Genomic DNA, 18,257 nt, shown 5'->3' on the forward strand with positions numbered 1-18,257 from the left:
ATGGCAGAGAATATGATTGAGATCAAAAATCTATATAAAAAATACAAAAATTCCGATGAGTTTTCTGTAAATGATATCTCTTTGAATATCAATAAAAACGAAATCTATGGAATTCTTGGACCAAACGGAGCCGGAAAAACAACTTTGATTTCCATGCTTTCGGGATTAATTAAACCAACATCGGGACAGTTCACAATTAATGGGCTTTCCCCACAAAAAGACGGTTTCAAGATAAGACAGATTATCGGAATTGTTCCTCAGGAATATGCTCTTTACCCCACTCTTACGGCAAAAGAAAACTTAATGTTCTTCGGAAGTCTGTACGGATTAAAGCATAAGCATCTTACCAAAGCCATTGATGAATCCCTGGAGATTATGGGGCTTTCAAAATTCGCCAACAAACAGGTAGGACAGTTTTCCGGAGGGATGAAACGCCGTTGTAACCTTATCGCCGGAACGCTTCACAATCCTAAGGTTCTCTTTTTGGATGAGCCTACGGTAGGGGTAGATGTTCAGTCTAAAAAAGCAATTATTGATTACCTTCAGGATTTAAACAAACAGGGAACTTGTATTATTTACACTTCCCACCATCTTTCTGAAGCGGAAGAATTCTGTACCAAAATTGCGATCATAGACCATGGAAAAATTCATGCGGTAGGCACTCCGGAAGAACTTGTTTCACAATTTGCCAATGCCGAAAACCTTGAAGATGTTTTCATTTCATTAACCGGAAAAGAATTAAGAGATGTTGTTGTATAAACTGTGGAGAAGCTTTATTAAGGAAATTCTTCTGCTGAAAAGAGATATCGGAGGAATTGTAATCATTTTTGTAATGCCGTTGCTATTGATAGTAACCATTACCCTGATTCAAGATTCTACTTTTAAAAACCTTGAGGGATCAAAGATTCCGATCATTTTTATTGATAATGATAAATCTGAAGTATCAAAGAATATAAAAGGTGAGCTTGAAAACAGTAAAACCTTCCAGCTATTGACTAATTTCAATGAAAAATCTGCGCAGGATGCTGTATTTTCGGGAGATTACCAGATGGCAATCGTTATTCCTGAAAATCTAACGAAGGATTTAAATTCTAATATTGATTCTAAAGTTCAGACGATTGTAAGTTCATTCGGATTAGAAAGTGATTCATCAAAAACAAAAACAGAAGCTCCGAAAGCCAAAGAAATTCATTTATATTTTGACCCCGCCACCAACGCCGGATTTAAAAATTCTGTAATGAATTCCGTGAACAAAATGGTTTTTGAGATTGAAAATAAAAAGATTTATAAGGCATTTCAGGATCAGCTTGGAACTGCTGAAAATCTTGATGAAAATAAAAACCTGATCAGTTTTAAAGAAATTACCCCTAAAAAGGGAGAAATGGATGTCATGCCGAATTCCGTTCAGCATAATGTACCTGCCTGGACGCTTTTTGCGATCTTTTTCATTGTTGTTCCCTTATCAATTAACCTGGTAAAAGAAAAAAGTCAGGGTACAAGCGTAAGAGCAAGAATAAGCCCTACTCCATATTTTGTACATATTTTAGGCAAAACATTTACGTATCTTATCATCTGTATGATTCAGTTTTTACTGATGGTTGCTGTAGGAATTTATCTTTTCCCTTATATGGATCTTCCGGCATTTGATGTATCCGGAAAAATGTTCCAACTGGTTACTGTTACTTTATTTGCCGGGCTTGCAGCCATCGGTTTTGGAGTATTGTTAGGAACAATTGCAGACACTCAGGAACAATCGGCTCCATTTGGCGCAACATCAGTAGTTGTTTTAGCAGCTATCGGAGGAATCTGGGTTCCGGTATTCTTAATGCCAGAATTTATGCAGACGGTAGCCAAATTCTCTCCTATGAACTGGGGATTGAATGCTTATTACGATATTATTTTAAGAAACAGCGGAATCGGAGGTATTGCCAAAGAACTGGTATTCCTGTTTTTATTTTACCTTGCTACGGTGGCAATTTCTATTTTTTATGAAAGAAAACAAAATGCAGTCTAACGAAAATATATTAACCTGCACTGAAGAAGTAAGGGTAAGATTCAACGAGACAGATCCACTGGGAATTGTCTGGCATGGTCATTACATTGTTTACTTTGAAGACGGAAGGGAAGCTTTCGGGCGTCAGCATGGGCTAACTTATCTTGACATTCAGAATGCAGGATTTGTAACGCCTATTGTAAAAAGTACGTGTGAACATTTTTTACCTTTAAAGTATGGAGAAACCTTCAGAATTGTAACAACATTCATCAATTCTGTTTCTGCCAAGCTGATCTATAAATATGAGATTTTCAATCAGGAAGATAAATTGGTGTGCAGTGGAGAAACCATTCAGGTATTTCTGGACAGTAATGGAAGCTTGTGCTTATACAATCCGGACTTTTTTCAGGCATGGAAAGATAAAATGGGATTATCATGAGGAAAGAAATTTATATCACAGATTATAGTTGTGTAACTCCGCTAGGCTTTAATGTTGAATCTAACTGGAATGCTATTCTGGAAGAAAAATCAGGAGTAGCTTTGCATAAGGTTATAGAAAATCAGGATGCTTTTTATGCTTCTATGATTGATTCTGAGAAACTGAATAAAGAATTCAATACCGTTTTTGATTCGGAAAGAACTGAGGTTCAGGAATTCACAAGGCTGGAAAAAATGTTATTTTTAAGTCTGAAACCAATCATCGAAAGACATCCTGTGACTGAAAACACAGCTTTCATCCTTTCTACAACGAAGGGAAATGTCAGCTTATTAAAAAATCAGACTGAATTACCTGAAGGCGCTTATCTTTCAAAATTAGCACAGAAAATTGCAGGCTTTTTTGGGTTTACAACAAAACCTATCGTGGTTTCTAATGCCTGTGTTTCCGGAGCTATGGCAATTGCTGTGGCTAAAAATATGATTCAGGCTGGAAAATATAAAGATGCTTTTGTAATTGCAGGCGATGAAATTTCGGAATTTGTGATCTCCGGATTCAATTCATTTCAGGCAATTGGTTCCGAGCCTTGCAAACCTTATGATAAAAACCGAAACGGAATCAATATTGGTGAAGCGGCGGCGGCGGCTTACATCACGTCTGAAATTTCTGAGCATGAAAAGATAAAGTTTAAAGTGCTTGGGGATTCTGCTATCAATGATGCCAACCATATTTCCGGACCTTCAAGAACCGGAGACGGCTTATACGGAAGCATTAAAAATGCTATGATGGAAGCAAATATTACTTCAGAACAGATAGATTTTATTTCTGCGCACGGAACAGCTACATTATATAACGATGAAATGGAAAGTATTGCCTTCAACAGAATGGAGCTTCAAAATATTCCTTTGAACAGCATGAAAGGTTTCTACGGACATTGCCTTGGTGCAGCAGGCTTACTGGAAAGTATTATTTCTATGGAAAGCGCGATTCAGGGCACATTAATTCCTTCCAAAAATTTTGAGGAAATGGGAGTTTCCCAACCATTGAATATTATTAGAGGGAGCCAACCGGCAACCATCAGGTATATCCTGAAAACAGCATCTGGATTTGGTGGTTGTAACGCGGCTATTGTTTTGGAAAAATGCTAAAAGGAAAAAGATGAAGAAAAAAACCACCTGTACCATAGAACATTCAAAAATAACCGTTGACGGAAAAATTGTTTTTGAAAGTCAGAACCATACATTCCAGGAATTTGCAAAGGAAGCTTATAAAACCATGGAGCTGAATTATCCTAAGTTTCATAAAATGGATAACTTAAGCAAACTAGCTTTTCTTGCGGCTGAAATAATATTAAAAGATGAAGATCACAGCAAAACAGCCTTGGTTTTTGCCAATACTTCGTCCAGCCTGGATACCGATTTTAAATATCAGGAAAGCATCAACTCTCAGGACAACTACTTCCCGAGCCCTGCTGTCTTTGTCTATACACTTCCCAATATATGTGTGGGAGAAATCAGCATCAAACACAAAATGCAGACAGAGAATGCTTTTTTTGTTCTTGATGAATTTGATGAAAATTTTTTAACCAATTACGCTGAACAAATTCTACTTTCCGGGAAAGCTGACAAAGTATTATGTGGCTGGGTTGAATTATATCAGGAAAATTATAAAGCTTTTGTATATTTGCTAACCTTGTAATAAATGTAACAATATAACAACGTAAAAATGTAACAATTTTAACTATTCGTAAACTTTTACATGGATACATTGGTAAACTTAATTAAATTATGGAAAACTTAAAAACTGAATTGAAGCACAAAATTATTGAAGTACTTAATCTTGAAGACGTTTCTGTAGAAGAAATCAAAGATACAGATCCGTTATTCGGAGGAGGATTAGGGCTTGACTCTATTGATGCTTTAGAACTTATCGTTCTTCTTGACAAAGAATATGGAATTAAATTAGCTGATCCTAAAAAAGGAAAGGAAATTTTCCAGTCTATTGAGGTAATGGCTAAGTTCATTGAAGAAAACAGAACAAAATAAAATGAATATAACAATGTAACAGAAGATCAGTCATTGATTAACTGTTACATTGATACATTGTTACATTATCATACTAATGAGCCAGAAAATTGCCATAACAGGAATGGGCATCATCTCCTCCATTGGAAACAACGTGGAGGAAAATTTTATTTCATTACAATCCGGGAAACACGGTATTTCAGACATTCAGATGTTTGAAACCCGCCATGCCGGAGCTATTAAAACAGGTGAGGTAAAATTATCCAATGAAGAACTTGTTCAAAAACTTCAGCTTGATGAAGACAACAACGTAACAAGAACATCATTATTGGGAATGGTTGCCGCAAAAGAAGCTGTAGAAAGTGCCGGAATATCCGATATCAACGAATACAAAACCGGTCTTATTTCCTCTACCAGTGTCGGAGGAATGGATATTACCGAAAAATATTTCTACTCCTACGAAAATTTTCCTGAAAAGCAAAAGTACATTGATGCTCATGATGCCGGAAATTCCTCTTTGGCTATTGCCGATTATCTGGGATTAAAAGGCATGGTTTCTACCATTAGTACAGCATGCTCATCTGCAGCCAATGCTATCATGATGGGTGCTAAATTAATTAAAAACGGAGTCCTAGATCGTGTTATCGTGGGTGGAACAGATTCTCTTTCAAAATTTACTTTGAACGGATTCAATACCCTGATGATTCTTACGGATTCTTACAATACTCCTTTTGATAACAACCGAAAAGGATTAAACCTTGGCGAAGCAGCTGCTTTTCTTGTTCTGGAATCTGAAGAGGTTGTAAAGAAAGAAAATAAAAATGTATTAGCCTACCTTTCGGGGTATGGAAATGCCAATGATGCCCACCATCAAACTGCTTCTTCTGAAAACGGACAAGGCGCATTTTTAGCAATGCAGCAAGCTCTGAAAACTTCAGGATTACAAAAAGAAAATATCGACTATATCAATGTTCATGGTACAGCAACACCTAATAATGATTTATCAGAAGGAATTGCCATGATCAGAATATTCGGGGAAAATAATGTCCCGGAATTTAGTTCTACAAAAGCATTTACAGGTCACACACTTGCTGCCGCTGCCGGAATTGAAGCTGTATTTTCAATTTTAGCGATGCAGCACAGCCTTATTTTTCCGAATCTGAATTTTAAAACAAGAATGGAAGAGTTTGACTTAACACCTGTTACTGAACTTAAGGAGAAGAATATCAATCATGTTCTTTCTAATTCATTTGGGTTTGGAGGAAATTGTTCAACTTTAATATTCTCAAAATCATGAGTGCAGTATACATCAACAGTGCAGCCTGCATCTCTGTTCAGGACACTTTAAATGAAAATATTCTTCAAAATCTCAACCCGGAAAAATCGGTAAAGATTGTAAAAGCTATAGAACCCAATTACAAAGAATTCATTCCTCCGGCAATGATCAGAAGAATGTCTAAAACTGTAAAAATGAGTTCCGTAGCATCCAATTATGCTTTAAAAGAAGCTGGAATTGAAAATCCTGACGCCATTATTGTCGGAACCGGAATGGGATGTTCACAGGACTCTGAAAAGTTCCTGAAAAACGTGATTGATAATCATGAGAAGTTTTTAACCCCTACATTTTTTATTCAATCCACTCATAACACTGTAGCGGGTCAGATTGCCCTTGGTTTACAATGTCATGCCTATAATTTCACTTACGTAAATACTTCTTCATCGCTGGAATTTTCATTTTTGGATGCTCAACTTCAGATCAATGATGGGGAAGCTGAAAATATTCTGGTGGGATCTACTGATGAGCAGACCGACAGAACTATGGAACTTTATAGTCTGAACAATACGATTAAAAAAGAAACTGATCTTCCCGCAGACTATCTGAATTCCAAAACCAAAGGAGTTATTTGGGGCGAAGGAGCCAGCTTTTTTGTGGTTGGAAAAGACAAAACAGAAAGTTCTTACGCTAAGCTTACAGATATTAAAATCAGCAACCGATTAGAATTGAATGAAACTCAGAAATTTATTCAGGAGTTTGTATCAAAAAATAATCTATCCGTGAATGATATTGATGCAGTCATCTTAGGCTTCAGCAGTGATGCTGGTTCTGATGCTTACTATACTCAGGCAATGAGTCTTTTTCCTGATGCAGCATTATTGTATTATAAACATTTAAGCGGTGAATTTAATACAGCAAGTGGGTTTTCTACTTTTATAGCATGTCATATCCTTAAGGAACAGCAAATTCCGGAAGTGATGATGATCAATGATATAAAAAAGACAGAAGTGAAGAATATACTTCTTTATAATCACCTTGCCGGTGATGATCACAGCTTGGTATTACTGGAAAAGGCTTAATTGAAGAAAAGGTAAAAGCGGATTCTTAAATTTGCAGTTTGCAATTTTTTACTAAAATAAATATTAAAGCAGTCGGCAATGAAACACTATTCATTCATTCTATTTTATCTTTTCTGTAACGTTTTCATTTATGCGTTTCAGGGAAGTTTGTGGGTGTATATTGCTTGTTTCTTTGCTTTTTCTGCCGTTGTCGTTTGGGGTTCATTTGCTATTCAACTTGGATATTTTGTGAATAGTATTACCCACAAACGAACAAAAATAAAAGAGGTTGCTCTTACTTTTGATGATGGACCTACAGAATTCACTCCTCAATTTTTAGACTTACTTCAAAAACATCAGGTAAAAGCTACATTTTTCTGTATCGGAAAGCAAATTGAAAAATATCCTGAGACCTTTCAAAGGATCATCGCAGAAGGACATACCATCGGAAATCACACGATGTCACATTCCAATGCAACAGGTTTTTTATCTACTTCAAAAATGATTAAGGAGATTGAAAGCGGTGATGCGGTGATGAAACAAGTCGGAAATATCAAAACAGATTTATACCGACCACCTTTCGGGGTTACCAACCCGAGTATTGCCAAAGCCATTAAACAGACTCACAAGACAAGCATCGGATGGAATGTCCGTTCTCTGGACACCGTTATAGATAATGAAAAAAAGATCCTCAAAAGAATTACGAAAACCCTTAAAAAAGGAAGCATTATTCTCCTTCACGACACCTCTGAAAAAACGTATCGTGCGCTGGTAGATTTATTAGTATTTTTGGAGGATAAAAAGTATTCAACATTTACCGTTGATTCAATTACAAATTCAAGAAAAAAATGATTAAAAATATTGCCTTAGGAGCATTTTTATTAATTTCAGGTTTCTTTTTTGCTCAAAACACAGCAATGTCTGGAGCGGAAGCCAAAGCTTTTGTATCAAAAGTTTCTGCAGACACAAAAGAGATCAAAACCCTGCAAAGTGATTTTACCCAGACCAAGAAAATGGATTTCCTGGATAAAAGCATTGTTACCTACGGAAAAATGTCTCTTCAGACTCCCAATATGCTAAGCTGGAAATATATCAAGCCTTACCAATACAGTATTGTTTTTAAAAGCAATAAAATCTACATCAATGACCAGGGCAAGAAGTCTTCTGTGGATGCAAAAAGCAAAACATTTGAGAAGATCAATAAACTGATTGTAGGAAGCTCCAACGGAACCATGTTCAATGATCCTGAGTTTACGGTGACCTATTTCAAAAACGGAAACTATAATGTAGCGAAGTTTGTCCCTAAAACATCACAGCTGCTGAAATATATAAAACAGATAGAGCTTTATTTCCCGAAAGGTCAATCTACGGTTTCCCAGGTCAATATGACGGAAGCTTCCGGTGATACTACGAATATTGTTTTCAAAAATACAAAGATCAATGCTTCGATTCCTGCGTCAGAATTTAACCTATAGTCTGATCCTTTTGCTTGCAGTTTCATGCAAAACGTATCAGCTTAGTGATGTAAAATCGGTCTCAACAACTGAAAAAACGGTTGAGAATCTTTATTTTTCATCTTCTGAGGATTATTTATATAAATGTCAGATGGATATTTATAAAAACCATGTCAGCGGTATTCTCATCATCAAAAAACTGAATGAAACAACACATCGCGTCGCCTTAACTTCTGATTTTGGAAATAAACTGATTGATTTTGAAGTTTCAGAGAATGACTTCAAGCTTAATTATGTACTTCCTGATCTGGATAAAAAAATTGTCATCAATTTTCTGAAAAACGATTTTCAACAACTATTAAAAAGACAATATCCTGTCAGCGAAACCTTTGAAAATGATAACGCAAAGATCTATCTGTCAAAAATTGACAATAAAGCTTATTATTTATTCTTCAACAAAGAAAACAATTTTCTGAAAGAGGTTATTTACACAAAAAATAATAAGGAGAAAATCGATTTTACTTTTGATGCAAAAAAGCATATCTTCGCGGACAGTTTAAACTTAAAACATAAGGATTTTAAGATCAATATAAAACTATTTCAAATAACCGAAACTGAATAAATTACACATGAAGAAGATATATTTCCTGCTTTTTGCATTACTATCAACGCTGTCTTTTGCACAGGTAACTTTTAATCCGGGAATAAGGGTAGGTGCTAATATTTCACACGTATCCAACGGACCTGTACAGGATTATTTTTATTACAATGACAATCAGGGTTACCACTATGGAAGCAATGCATTTGACATCAAATCAAAAGTTGATTTTTATATAGGTTTCCAGGCAAACATCAGATTTGCTAAGTTTTATGCACTTCAGCCGGAAATTTATTATACACGTCAGGGAGCAAAATTTGAGAGCCAAAAATCCACAGTATCTTCTAAAACAGTCACTCTGTCTTATGTAGGGGCAGCTGTAGTGAATAAATTTTATTTTGATAAATTTAATATTCATTTTGGTCCAACTTTGGAACTTTTAACTGATCATAAGGATATTGACTCTCCTACAGAAGCCGATCTTGGATTGTTATTCGGTACAGGCTATGATATTACTAAAAATATTGGTGTAGAAGCCCGAATTAAAAAAGGTTTTGTTCATATTAATAATGACCATACCAATGTGACATTCCAGTTTGGAGTTTATTATACATTTAATCTTAAAAAATAAGATCATGCAAACTATTCTTACAGATTTTTATACGTTAACATCATATGAAAAGGCAGAAAACGGAAGCTTTACTGCGAATATTCATCTTAATAAAGATCATGATATTTTCAAGGGGCATTTTCCGGGAAACCCTGTTACTCCAGGCGTTTGTATGATGCAGATCATTAAAGAACTGACAGAAGAGTTTACTGGTTCAAAATTATTTTTAAAAACAGCTTCGAATGTAAAGTTCATGGCGATTATCAATCCTTTTGAAACTCCACATCTGAAACTTCAATTGGATATTGCTGAAAATGAGGAAGATGTTAAAGTAAAAAATATAACATCCTTTGGCGAGACTATTGCATTAAAATTGTCTGTGAGCTATAAAAAAATACCATCATGAAACTTATTCTATCCTTCGTAGCGGCATTTATTTTTTTCTTTCAGTCTGATCTTGAAGCATTGAGAAACAGCTATGCCAAAGCCAACGAATCTAATGCCAATACAGCCAATTTCATTGAAGTTGCAGAAAAGCAATCCGGTTCTGATGCTGTAACTTCCGGATATAAAGCAGCTGCCAAAATAATGGAAGCTAAAATCTCAAAAGGAAACAGAAAAGCCCTTGTAAAAACCGGTGCTACCAACCTTGAAAGCATTATCAAAAGTAATCCCAACAATGCTGAACTAAGACTGATCAGGCTAAGTGTTCAGGAGAATATCCCTAAAATTGTAGGTTACAGAGGAAGCTTAAAGGATGACAAAGTATTTCTTCTGACTCATTACAGCAAACAAAATGCAACCTTGAAAAATTACATCAAAAGGTTTGCAATGCAATCTAAAACTATTACCGAGGCTGAAAGAGCCACTTTAAAATAAAACCATGTCCCTTGCTGAAGTACAAAATGCAATTTCTGAAAAAAAAATCTGCATTTTAATTCCGACTTACAATAATGAGAAAACCCTGAAAAGGGTCATCGACGGTGTTTTGAATTATACCGAAAGTATTGTTGTGGTCAATGACGGATCTACTGATTCTACGCCGCAGATTCTTGCTCAATATCCTCAGATCAGCGTCATTACCTTACCTGAGAATAAAGGAAAGGGAAACGGGCTTAAAACAGGCTTCAGAAAAGGAAAGGAACTTGGATATGATTATGCTATAACTATTGATTCCGATGGGCAGCATTATCCGGACGACATTCCTGTATTTGTGAATGCGCTTCTTGAGGAAAATGATGATGTTTTATTAATTGGAAACAGAAATATGTCTCAGGATGGTATTCCTAAGAAAAGCAGCTTTGGAAATCGTTTTTCTAATTTTTGGTTCTGGTTTGAGACAGGAATTAAGCTTGAAGACACCCAATCCGGCTACAGGCTTTATCCTTTACATAAAATTCCAAAGAAATATTTTACTCCAAAATTTGAATTTGAAATAGAGATCATTGTAAGAACAGCATGGAGGCATATTCCGGTAAAAAATGTGCCAATAAAAGTTCTTTATGATCCTGCTGAACGTGTTTCTCATTTCAGACCGTTCAAGGATTTTACAAGGATCAGTATCCTGAATACCATTCTGGTGACCATTACCCTTTTCTACATTATTCCGAGAAACTTCGTGAATAATTTCAAAAAAAAAAGCTTTAAAAAGTTCATAAAGGAAGATGTACTGGAAAGCGACGGAAGCAATCGTATAAAGGCTTTCTCTATTGCGCTGGGAGTATTTATAGGTCTTTCTCCTTTTTGGGGATTTCAGACCTTGCTTGTGATCAGCTTATCTGTTCTTTTTAAACTGAATAAAGTGCTTGCCTTTGTTGCATCCAATGTGAGTTTACCACCCTTCATTCCTTTTATCATTGCAGCATCTTTATTTTTGGGTGCTCCATTTGTTCAGGGGGACAGCAATATTCTCAGTCAGGATTTAAATTTTGAACTCATCAAAAACAATCTGGTTCAATATGTTATCGGAAGTTTCATTTTAAGTACCTCATTATCCGCGCTGGCGGGGATTATCACTTTTCTATTTCTGAATAAGCTGAATCCGGAGAATAATTAAAAAATTATCATTTACCGGTTTTTTTATTCGTCTTAGCCAAATACTTTTCAATGATTTTCTGATCCGGAACCGTGGTTATTTCTTTGGTAAGAGCTGTTTCAAAAGCTGTTTTTGCTTTAGAATATTCTTTTTGATGATAATAATATTTCCCTGTCATAAAATATACTTTCCAAAAATCAGGATTTAAAGACTGATAATGAACAAGAAAGCTCTCTGTAAGCATTTCTTTATGATGAATAGCATCATTGATCTTTAAGGTTACCTTTCTGTATTCTTCATAATTTTTGAAGTCCTGTGAATCGGCAAAAGGATCTTTGGCTATATTGAGTTGAGATTTTGAAAAATCATTGTGTTGTAAACCTTTCTCCGAAAATATTTCATTGAGATCATAGCATACAAACTCTCCCAATTGATAAGGATTAGAGGAAACCCAGATTAATTTTTTCTGAGGTGAAAAGATTACCGCATGATGAGCTAAAAGCTGATTTAAAGCCTTTTCATTTCCGTAACCGATATTTTTGTCTTTCAAACCGGATCTGTCTCTTAAAATAGCCGCCATTTTCTCCGGATTCAGTTTTTTTTCTTCCTGTAAAAGTTCCTGAAGCTTTTCATAACGGTATGCAGAATGGCTTTCTTTAATGTGTTTCTGATTTCTCACATCATCTTTATAAGCATCCGACTGAAAATGATTGGTACAAAATACTTTACTTGTATTCTGAACTTTATATACTCCGAAATTTTTAGGTGAAACTTCAATGATCACGGCATTTTTATCATTGGCACTTCCTACGAGGATAGATTCTGAAACAAAAACATGCCTTTTTTTCGCAATAGCAATGGCTTCGTCAATATTCTTAGCATATTGTAAAATTTCTCTTGTAACCAGTGAGATAGGTGTTTTTGCAGTCAAAGGAATCTTTGATTTTCCGGCATTGATGGTTACGGTAATTCCTTCTTTATTCATCCCGGAAACTACGCCGATCATTCCTGCCCAGCTTACTGACATATAGGGTATTCCGCCTTCAGGCTGTACAAATTCTACCAATTTATTTTTGGCAAATTCATCGCCTACATAAAAATCAAAATTTCTTCCGATCAGCAGGTCTCCGTCTTCTGTATTCTCGTTCCAAACGGCAAGCGAGGTGCATCCTACCATTGCCAGATCCTGTAAAGCGTGTCCAATATCATGAGCACCGTGCAGATAAAGGTTTCTCAAATATTTAGGAGCAATAAAATCATATTTATCAGATGAATATTGTGATAAACCATATAATTCTGCCTGATAATCTTCTCTTACATTGAGATACATTTTCCTGTTGTACCATTTTAAAAAGCCACTCAAAAGGTTTTGCTTAAATTTTGACGGAACAAATCCTTCCACTTTAGAGAAAAAGATCTCTTCCTGTTCCTGCATCAGCTTTTGTGTAAGGGCACCGTTATTATATCCTAACTGAAGAGGGTTTCCTTTGATATAAAGTTCCCAAAGCTGTTGTTTATTTTTAGTAAGATAATTTTGTTTGTAGCTGTAGGTAGAATCATTGATCTTATTCACTTTCGGGACTTCCAATGGGTATTGTTTTACATCGGGAATATGGTGTACGGATTTTGAAATCCCGCAAGAATGAAGGAAAAAAAGGAAAAAAGAGTATAAAAAAAGTCTTTTAAAAGGTGGGTAAATAGTATTAGTTTTTTTCACTTCCGGTTATTAAAGTATATTCCTCAGATGGTTATCAATAGTTTCTTTTCCTATAATTTCAGCGCAGGTATTAAAGCCTCCAATCGTAACTCCTAAAATTCCGTGCATATTCACAGACTGTCCGGTGAGAAACAAATTGTCAATTTTTGTACGGGGAGACATCATTGTTTTAAGCGGATTGTCTGAGTTTTTCATATAGCCATACATATTTCCTTCAAAGCCTCCGATATAATCACGATAAGACAGCGGTGAAGAAGTATAGATTCTTTTTATCGCATGTCTAAGGTTAGGAATTCTCTTTTCCAGCGCATCCATCATCATTTCAGTCTTTTCAAGCTTAAATTTTTCATACAATTCTCCTCTTTCATGTTCATTGGCAACTGTATTGAAAGTATTTTCCCATTGCTTCACCTCATCAAAATCCATATAAGAAATTGCCGTCAAACTTTCTGCAAAATCTGGATATTGCTTGGATTGTGTGGATGAAAGCATGTATGTTTCGGGCCAGGTTTCTTTTTTATAACGGAATGCATTCCAAACCTGCTCTTCGGATGAGTAATGATAAATATTGTAATTAAAGTTCGGGAAGCTGTGAGGTTTTAAAACAAGATAGACACTAAAGCAGGACGAAACCGGCTGCCAGCTTAAAACCCTGTTCAGAAAAGACTTTTTTAATCTTTCCTCCCCAATAAGCTTAATAGTAGCGCGAATTTCTATATTTGAAATAAACTGCTTTGCAAAATATTCCTTTCCGGAGGTTGTTTTTACTGAAGCTAAGCTATTCTTTTCATTAAAGATAAATTCAGAGACCTCGGAATGCTTATGAACTTCTGCTCCATATTCACGAAGCTTACGAATTAATAGTTTTGAAATCTGGCTTCCTCCTTTTACACATTTATAAGCACTTTGAATATAAGAGTTCACCGTCAGCGCATGAACATAAAAGGGGACATTTTCCGAGTCACCGGCATACAGAAAATTAGAGCCTAATAAAACCGATTGCAAAGTTTTGTTCTGTGTTACCGATTCTATGAATCTTTTGGTATTCAGATGCAGGATTTCTTCGTTGTAATGGTCTTTTCCTACGACATTATACCTTGGAAACTGGCTGCATACATATTGAATTTCTTCACAATAATTTTCCAGGTTCTCTTTTTCATCAGGAAAATACCTGGTAAGCTGCTCTACAAAGTTTTCATATCCCTGTGCGTGTGGATATTCGATATTATCTTCTCCGAAAGAAATTCTGTCGAACCCGTCTTCATCCATTTTCTGAAGCTCAAGGTCGTTCATGATTTCCAGATAAGAAAAGAAGCGGTTCAAGTTCTGTCCTTTTGAAAGTCCTCCCAGATAATGAACTCCGGTATCAAAGATGAGTTTATCCCTTGAAAAAGTCTGTAGATTTCCGCCATACTGATTGTTTTTTTCCAATACACAGACCTTCAGACCTTCTTTCGCCAAAATAAGAGCCGAAACAAGACCTCCCAATCCGCTACCGATTACAAGTATGTCATATTCTTTCTTCAAAGGAGAACGTTCTTTATAAGTTAAAAAGAAATTGAGAAATTCAGAGTTATTTTGTACTCAATAGACAGAAAATCTTATTCAGACAATACAAATTCATGATCTCAAATTTTCAAAAATCTTAATGGTTTTGAGTTTTTATTAGTTTTTAGGGAATAAAAATAGAAAAATTAATCAACATCATCCCAAAAATCAAAATAATTAAACCATTGAAGCGGATATTTTTTCACCATGGTTTCCAGATTCTGAACATAAGAGTGTAAAAGCCCTTGTGAGTCTCTGTTCTTGATGTTCTGAGCGACTCTTGCATATAAGTGATAATGAAGGTTATCTTCTTTCATTACATAAACATACACTACCGGAACACCCAATCGGGAAGCAATAAGAAATGGTCCTGCCGGAAATTTGGCACTTTTCCCTAATAAGTCTGCCTCAAGATATTTTGATCCTTCGAAATAACGGTCACCAGTAAAGCAGATCAATTCATTATTTGACAAAGCCTGATTGATCTCAAAGATATGTGACAGATCTTCTTTTACGTAAATGAATTTTATATTACTTTTCTTTACGGAAACGCTTTCCAGATATTCCTTAATCACCGTAACCTCCTGATCTGTAGTTACTAAATTAATCTGACAGTCAAAATCAATATCTGCAAAGAAATGTTCTGCAATTTCGAAATTACCAATGTGGGCACTGATCAATACTCCGCCTTTTTTTTCCGCTAAAAGATTTCGGAGGTTTTCAATACCGTCAAATTCGTAGGTATATTTTTCTCGTAGTCCGGCAGAAATAGCGGTTTTATCAATCAAAACCTTTCCGAAGGTAAAGTAACTTTTAAAGATGGAATGCTTTGCTTTCCAATATCCGTAGTTCAATCTTTTCTGGAAATAATAAAGAATATACCGATTGCTTTTTTTCTGAAACAGAACAAAGTAAGAAGCAACAAAATACAGGATGAAATATGAACTTCTGATTCCGATATTTCTAATACACCAAACGAATATTCTGTATCCTGATACGGTTCCTTTAGATTTACCTTTCCACTTGTTCATAAATAGAGTTTACCATTTAAACAGTATACCAATGTAATAATATCTCTGAGTATACTCTTATATTGTTACATTGGTACATTGTAAGGAATATAGATTACTTATAACTATGCGTTTTTTTCAGCAATCTTGTTTTCAATCGTTGAGTAGAAGTCATTGAATGTTACCATCTTTTTGAAATCGGCTTCTCCTAATTTCACTCCGAAATTAGATTCAATTACCACTACCATATCGATATAGTCTAAACTGTCTAAGCCTAATGTATTTTTAAGGTTGGCATCATTACTGATTTCATCTCCGTCAACTTCAAATTCGTTGACAAGAAAATCGTTAACAATAGCAACTATTTTTTCCCTTTCCATGTTTTTAATCAAATTTTTTAACTATTAATGCAGAATTGGTTCCCCCAAACCCAAAAGAATTCGACAAAAATACATCAATTTTTTGATTTTTTGTTTTGGAGACTAAATTTATCTTTTGAGCCTCATTATCAGGATTTTCCAAGTTGATATTCGGCGCTACAAAATCGTTCTGCATCATCAGGATTGAGTAGATAACTTCACTTGCTCCTGCCATCCAACATTCGTGTCCTGTCATGGATTTGGTAGAACTTACGGGAACCTTGCTTCCGAAAATTTCGTAGATTGCTTTTGCCTCATTTGCATCACCAATAGGCGTAGAAGTAGCGTGAGCATTGATATAATCAATATCTGAAGCCTGTAAACCTGATTGTTTTAAGGCTCTGTCCATTGCTAAAGCCGGTCCGTCAACATTAGGCGTTGAAATATGTCCACCGTTGGATGAAAAACCGTATCCGATAATTTCAGCAATGATAGGAACTCCTCTTCTTTGTGCTGATTCTAAGCTTTCCACTACTAAACTTGCTGCTCCTCCGCTAGGAATTAAACCATCTCTTTCTGCATCGAAAGGTCTTGAGGCTTTTGTAGGTTCATCTTCTCTTGCAGAGAAAACTCCTAATCCGTCAAAACTAGCCATGGAATATTTATTCGTTTCCTGAGCACCACCACAGATGATCATATCCTGAAAACCATTTTTGATCATCATATAAGCAAGTCCCAATGAATGTGAACCGCTGGCACATGCTGCACTGATGGTAAGATTGATCCCTTTCAGCTTAAAAATTGTAGAAAGGTTCATCGTAACTGTTGAGTTCATTGATTTAAAGATCGCTCCAGATCCCATCAATGTAGTATCTTTCTTTTCTCTTGCAATGTCTATAGATTCTACGACTGCCTGAGAAACGCTGTCATTTCCGTATAAAATCCCAACTTCATGAGCGTCTAAAAAAGCTTCATCAAGCTGAGCCTGCTTCAGAGCATCAATAGTGGCAAGATAAGCATATTCACTTTCTTCACCCATGCTGATACGCTGACGTCTGTTCAGAAGATTCTTCAGATCCGGTTTTGGAACAACGCCTGTAAGCCCAGACCTGAACCCGAATTCTTTTCTATCCTGATCTAAAACAATACCGGATTTTCCTTGGTATAGAGATTCCCTGACTTCTTCTAAAGAGGTCCCAATGCAGGAATAAATCCCCATTCCGGTAATCACAACCCTATTTTCCATTTGTTTATATTGAATTTAACAATGTATTTTTATGATGAACAATATGTTTTTACTGAAGTTAAGTCCATATTGTACATTGATATATTGTTGATTATTTATGAGTAAATTCCGCCGTTAATATTAATAATTTCACCTGTAATGTATGAAGATTTTTTTGAGGCTAAAAAGGCTACCAGATCTGCTACTTCTTCAGCTTCCCCGAATCTGTTGGCAGGAATCATTGCTTTAAGCTCATTCTCATTCATTTCCTGAGTCATATCTGTCTTGATAAACCCTGGTGCAACAGCATTTACGGTGATATTTCTTTTTGCCACTTCCTGAGCAAGGGCTTTTGTAGCGCCTACCAAAGCTCCTTTTGCAGCGGAATAATTTGTTTGTCCGGCAGTTCCTTTTACTCCGGATACCGAAACCATATTGATGATTCTTCCGTATTTGTTACGAAGAAGTTTTTGAATAAAGAAATTCGTTACGTTAAAGAACCCGTTTAAGCTGGTGTTGATCACGCTGTTCCAGTCTTCTTTCGGCATCCACATAAACAGACCGTCTCTGGTAATTCCGGCGTTGTTTACAATCACTTCTACCACTGCTGCAGGATTATTTTCCTGCCAAGCTGTTAATACATTCTGTACTTCTTCAGCATTTCCTACGTCAAATTTAAGGATTTCTCCTGTAGCTCCTAATTCTTCTACTTTAGTCAGCGTTTCCTTTGCTGCAGCCTCGTTTGAAGTGTAGTTGATCAGTATATGGTAATTCTTCTCTTCAGCCAGTTTTATACAGATCGCTCTTCCGATTCCTCTTGAGCCTCCTGTTATAATTGCACATTTCATGCGTTAGTGTTTATTTCGTTTTTAGTTTTTTTAAGTTACCTCGTTTTTCTTTTTTAAAGACAATTT

At 35.8% G+C, this 18,257-nt stretch carries 21 protein-coding genes; 15 read left to right on the forward strand and 6 right to left on the reverse strand.

Going from position 1 to position 18,257, the window contains the following annotated elements; translation table 11 throughout:
- The 15 genes from AC5YGG_RS14415 to AC5YGG_RS14485 all read left to right on the forward strand — a co-directional run bounded on the left by AC5YGG_RS14415 (position 1) and on the right by AC5YGG_RS14485 (position 11,505).
- A complete protein-coding gene (locus AC5YGG_RS14415; protein ID WP_496145171.1) occupies positions 1 to 759 on the forward strand; it encodes an ABC transporter ATP-binding protein in 759 nt (252 codons plus the stop codon).
- Entirely contained in the window at positions 746 to 2,014 is a 1,269-nt protein-coding gene (locus AC5YGG_RS14420) for an ABC transporter permease (protein ID WP_496145172.1), read from the forward strand. The genes AC5YGG_RS14415 and AC5YGG_RS14420 overlap by 14 nt, the downstream gene beginning before the upstream one ends.
- Positions 1,989 to 2,432 carry an acyl-CoA thioesterase gene (locus AC5YGG_RS14425; RefSeq protein WP_496145173.1) on the forward strand — a complete coding sequence of 148 codons (444 nt, stop codon included), beginning with the start codon at positions 1,989 to 1,991 and terminating at the stop codon, positions 2,430 to 2,432. The genes AC5YGG_RS14420 and AC5YGG_RS14425 overlap by 26 nt, the downstream gene beginning before the upstream one ends.
- A complete protein-coding gene (locus tag AC5YGG_RS14430; RefSeq protein ID WP_496145174.1) occupies positions 2,429 to 3,577 on the forward strand; it encodes a beta-ketoacyl synthase N-terminal-like domain-containing protein in 1,149 nt (382 codons plus the stop codon). The genes AC5YGG_RS14425 and AC5YGG_RS14430 overlap by 4 nt, the downstream gene beginning before the upstream one ends.
- Before the next feature lie 10 nt (positions 3,578 to 3,587).
- Entirely contained in the window at positions 3,588 to 4,127 is a 540-nt protein-coding gene (locus AC5YGG_RS14435; RefSeq protein WP_496145175.1) for a 3-oxoacyl-ACP synthase, read from the forward strand.
- 89 nt (positions 4,128 to 4,216) lie between these two features.
- On the forward strand, positions 4,217 to 4,474 hold the full coding sequence (locus AC5YGG_RS14440) for a phosphopantetheine-binding protein (RefSeq protein ID WP_065396475.1): 258 nt from the start codon (positions 4,217 to 4,219) through the stop codon (positions 4,472 to 4,474).
- Positions 4,475 to 4,550: 76 nt separating this feature from the next.
- Positions 4,551 to 5,750 carry a beta-ketoacyl-[acyl-carrier-protein] synthase family protein gene (locus tag AC5YGG_RS14445; RefSeq protein WP_496145176.1) on the forward strand — a complete coding sequence of 400 codons (1,200 nt, stop codon included), beginning with the start codon at positions 4,551 to 4,553 and terminating at the stop codon, positions 5,748 to 5,750.
- On the forward strand, positions 5,747 to 6,808 hold the full coding sequence (locus tag AC5YGG_RS14450) for a beta-ketoacyl synthase N-terminal-like domain-containing protein (RefSeq protein WP_496145177.1): 1,062 nt from the start codon (positions 5,747 to 5,749) through the stop codon (positions 6,806 to 6,808). Before AC5YGG_RS14445 ends, AC5YGG_RS14450 begins: the two co-directional genes overlap by 4 nt.
- A gap of 78 nt (positions 6,809 to 6,886) precedes the next feature.
- Entirely contained in the window at positions 6,887 to 7,639 is a 753-nt protein-coding gene (locus AC5YGG_RS14455) for a polysaccharide deacetylase family protein (protein WP_496145178.1), read from the forward strand.
- On the forward strand, positions 7,636 to 8,262 hold the full coding sequence (gene lolA2, locus AC5YGG_RS14460; RefSeq protein ID WP_496145179.1) for a flexirubin biosynthesis/transport protein LolA2: 627 nt from the start codon (positions 7,636 to 7,638) through the stop codon (positions 8,260 to 8,262). The genes AC5YGG_RS14455 and lolA2 overlap by 4 nt, the downstream gene beginning before the upstream one ends.
- Positions 8,228 to 8,863, forward strand: coding sequence for a flexirubin biosynthesis protein LolB2 (gene lolB2, locus AC5YGG_RS14465; protein WP_496145180.1), 636 nt, complete (start codon positions 8,228 to 8,230; stop codon positions 8,861 to 8,863). The genes lolA2 and lolB2 overlap by 35 nt, the downstream gene beginning before the upstream one ends.
- Positions 8,864 to 8,870: 7 nt before the next feature.
- On the forward strand, positions 8,871 to 9,470 hold the full coding sequence (locus tag AC5YGG_RS14470; RefSeq protein WP_496145181.1) for an outer membrane beta-barrel protein: 600 nt from the start codon (positions 8,871 to 8,873) through the stop codon (positions 9,468 to 9,470).
- A 4-nt stretch (positions 9,471 to 9,474) separates the two neighbouring features.
- Complete coding sequence (locus AC5YGG_RS14475) at positions 9,475 to 9,855, forward strand: ApeI family dehydratase (protein WP_496145182.1); 381 nt, start codon at positions 9,475 to 9,477, stop codon at positions 9,853 to 9,855.
- Positions 9,852 to 10,328 carry a hypothetical protein gene (locus tag AC5YGG_RS14480; RefSeq protein ID WP_496145183.1) on the forward strand — a complete coding sequence of 159 codons (477 nt, stop codon included), beginning with the start codon at positions 9,852 to 9,854 and terminating at the stop codon, positions 10,326 to 10,328. Before AC5YGG_RS14475 ends, AC5YGG_RS14480 begins: the two co-directional genes overlap by 4 nt.
- Positions 10,329 to 10,332: 4 nt before the next feature.
- Positions 10,333 to 11,505 carry a DUF2062 domain-containing protein gene (locus AC5YGG_RS14485; RefSeq protein ID WP_496145184.1) on the forward strand — a complete coding sequence of 391 codons (1,173 nt, stop codon included), beginning with the start codon at positions 10,333 to 10,335 and terminating at the stop codon, positions 11,503 to 11,505.
- A 7-nt stretch (positions 11,506 to 11,512) separates the two neighbouring features.
- On the opposite strand, the gene AC5YGG_RS14490 is transcribed toward AC5YGG_RS14485, so the two are convergent.
- From AC5YGG_RS14490 to flxB, 6 genes are all read right to left on the reverse strand, one after another.
- Positions 11,513 to 13,201, reverse strand: coding sequence for a C45 family autoproteolytic acyltransferase/hydrolase (locus tag AC5YGG_RS14490; protein WP_496145185.1), 1,689 nt, complete (start codon positions 13,199 to 13,201; stop codon positions 11,513 to 11,515).
- Positions 13,202 to 13,210: 9 nt separating this feature from the next.
- Positions 13,211 to 14,728: a phytoene desaturase family protein gene (locus AC5YGG_RS14495; RefSeq protein WP_496145186.1), complete on the reverse strand. Its 1,518-nt coding sequence runs from the start codon at positions 14,726 to 14,728 to the stop codon at positions 13,211 to 13,213.
- Between the two features lie 167 nt (positions 14,729 to 14,895).
- On the reverse strand, positions 14,896 to 15,780 hold the full coding sequence (locus AC5YGG_RS14500; protein WP_496145187.1) for a lysophospholipid acyltransferase family protein: 885 nt from the start codon (positions 15,778 to 15,780) through the stop codon (positions 14,896 to 14,898).
- Positions 15,781 to 15,884: 104 nt separating this feature from the next.
- Positions 15,885 to 16,139, reverse strand: coding sequence for an acyl carrier protein (locus AC5YGG_RS14505; protein WP_496145188.1), 255 nt, complete (start codon positions 16,137 to 16,139; stop codon positions 15,885 to 15,887).
- A gap of 4 nt (positions 16,140 to 16,143) precedes the next feature.
- A complete protein-coding gene (locus tag AC5YGG_RS14510) occupies positions 16,144 to 17,364 on the reverse strand; it encodes a beta-ketoacyl-[acyl-carrier-protein] synthase family protein (RefSeq protein ID WP_496145189.1) in 1,221 nt (406 codons plus the stop codon).
- A gap of 95 nt (positions 17,365 to 17,459) precedes the next feature.
- Positions 17,460 to 18,191 carry a flexirubin biosynthesis SDR family reductase FlxB gene (gene flxB, locus AC5YGG_RS14515; protein WP_496145190.1) on the reverse strand — a complete coding sequence of 244 codons (732 nt, stop codon included), beginning with the start codon at positions 18,189 to 18,191 and terminating at the stop codon, positions 17,460 to 17,462.
- Between the last annotated feature and the right edge of the window lie 66 nt (positions 18,192 to 18,257).

The organism is Chryseobacterium sp. CS2K3 (assembly GCF_059515185.1).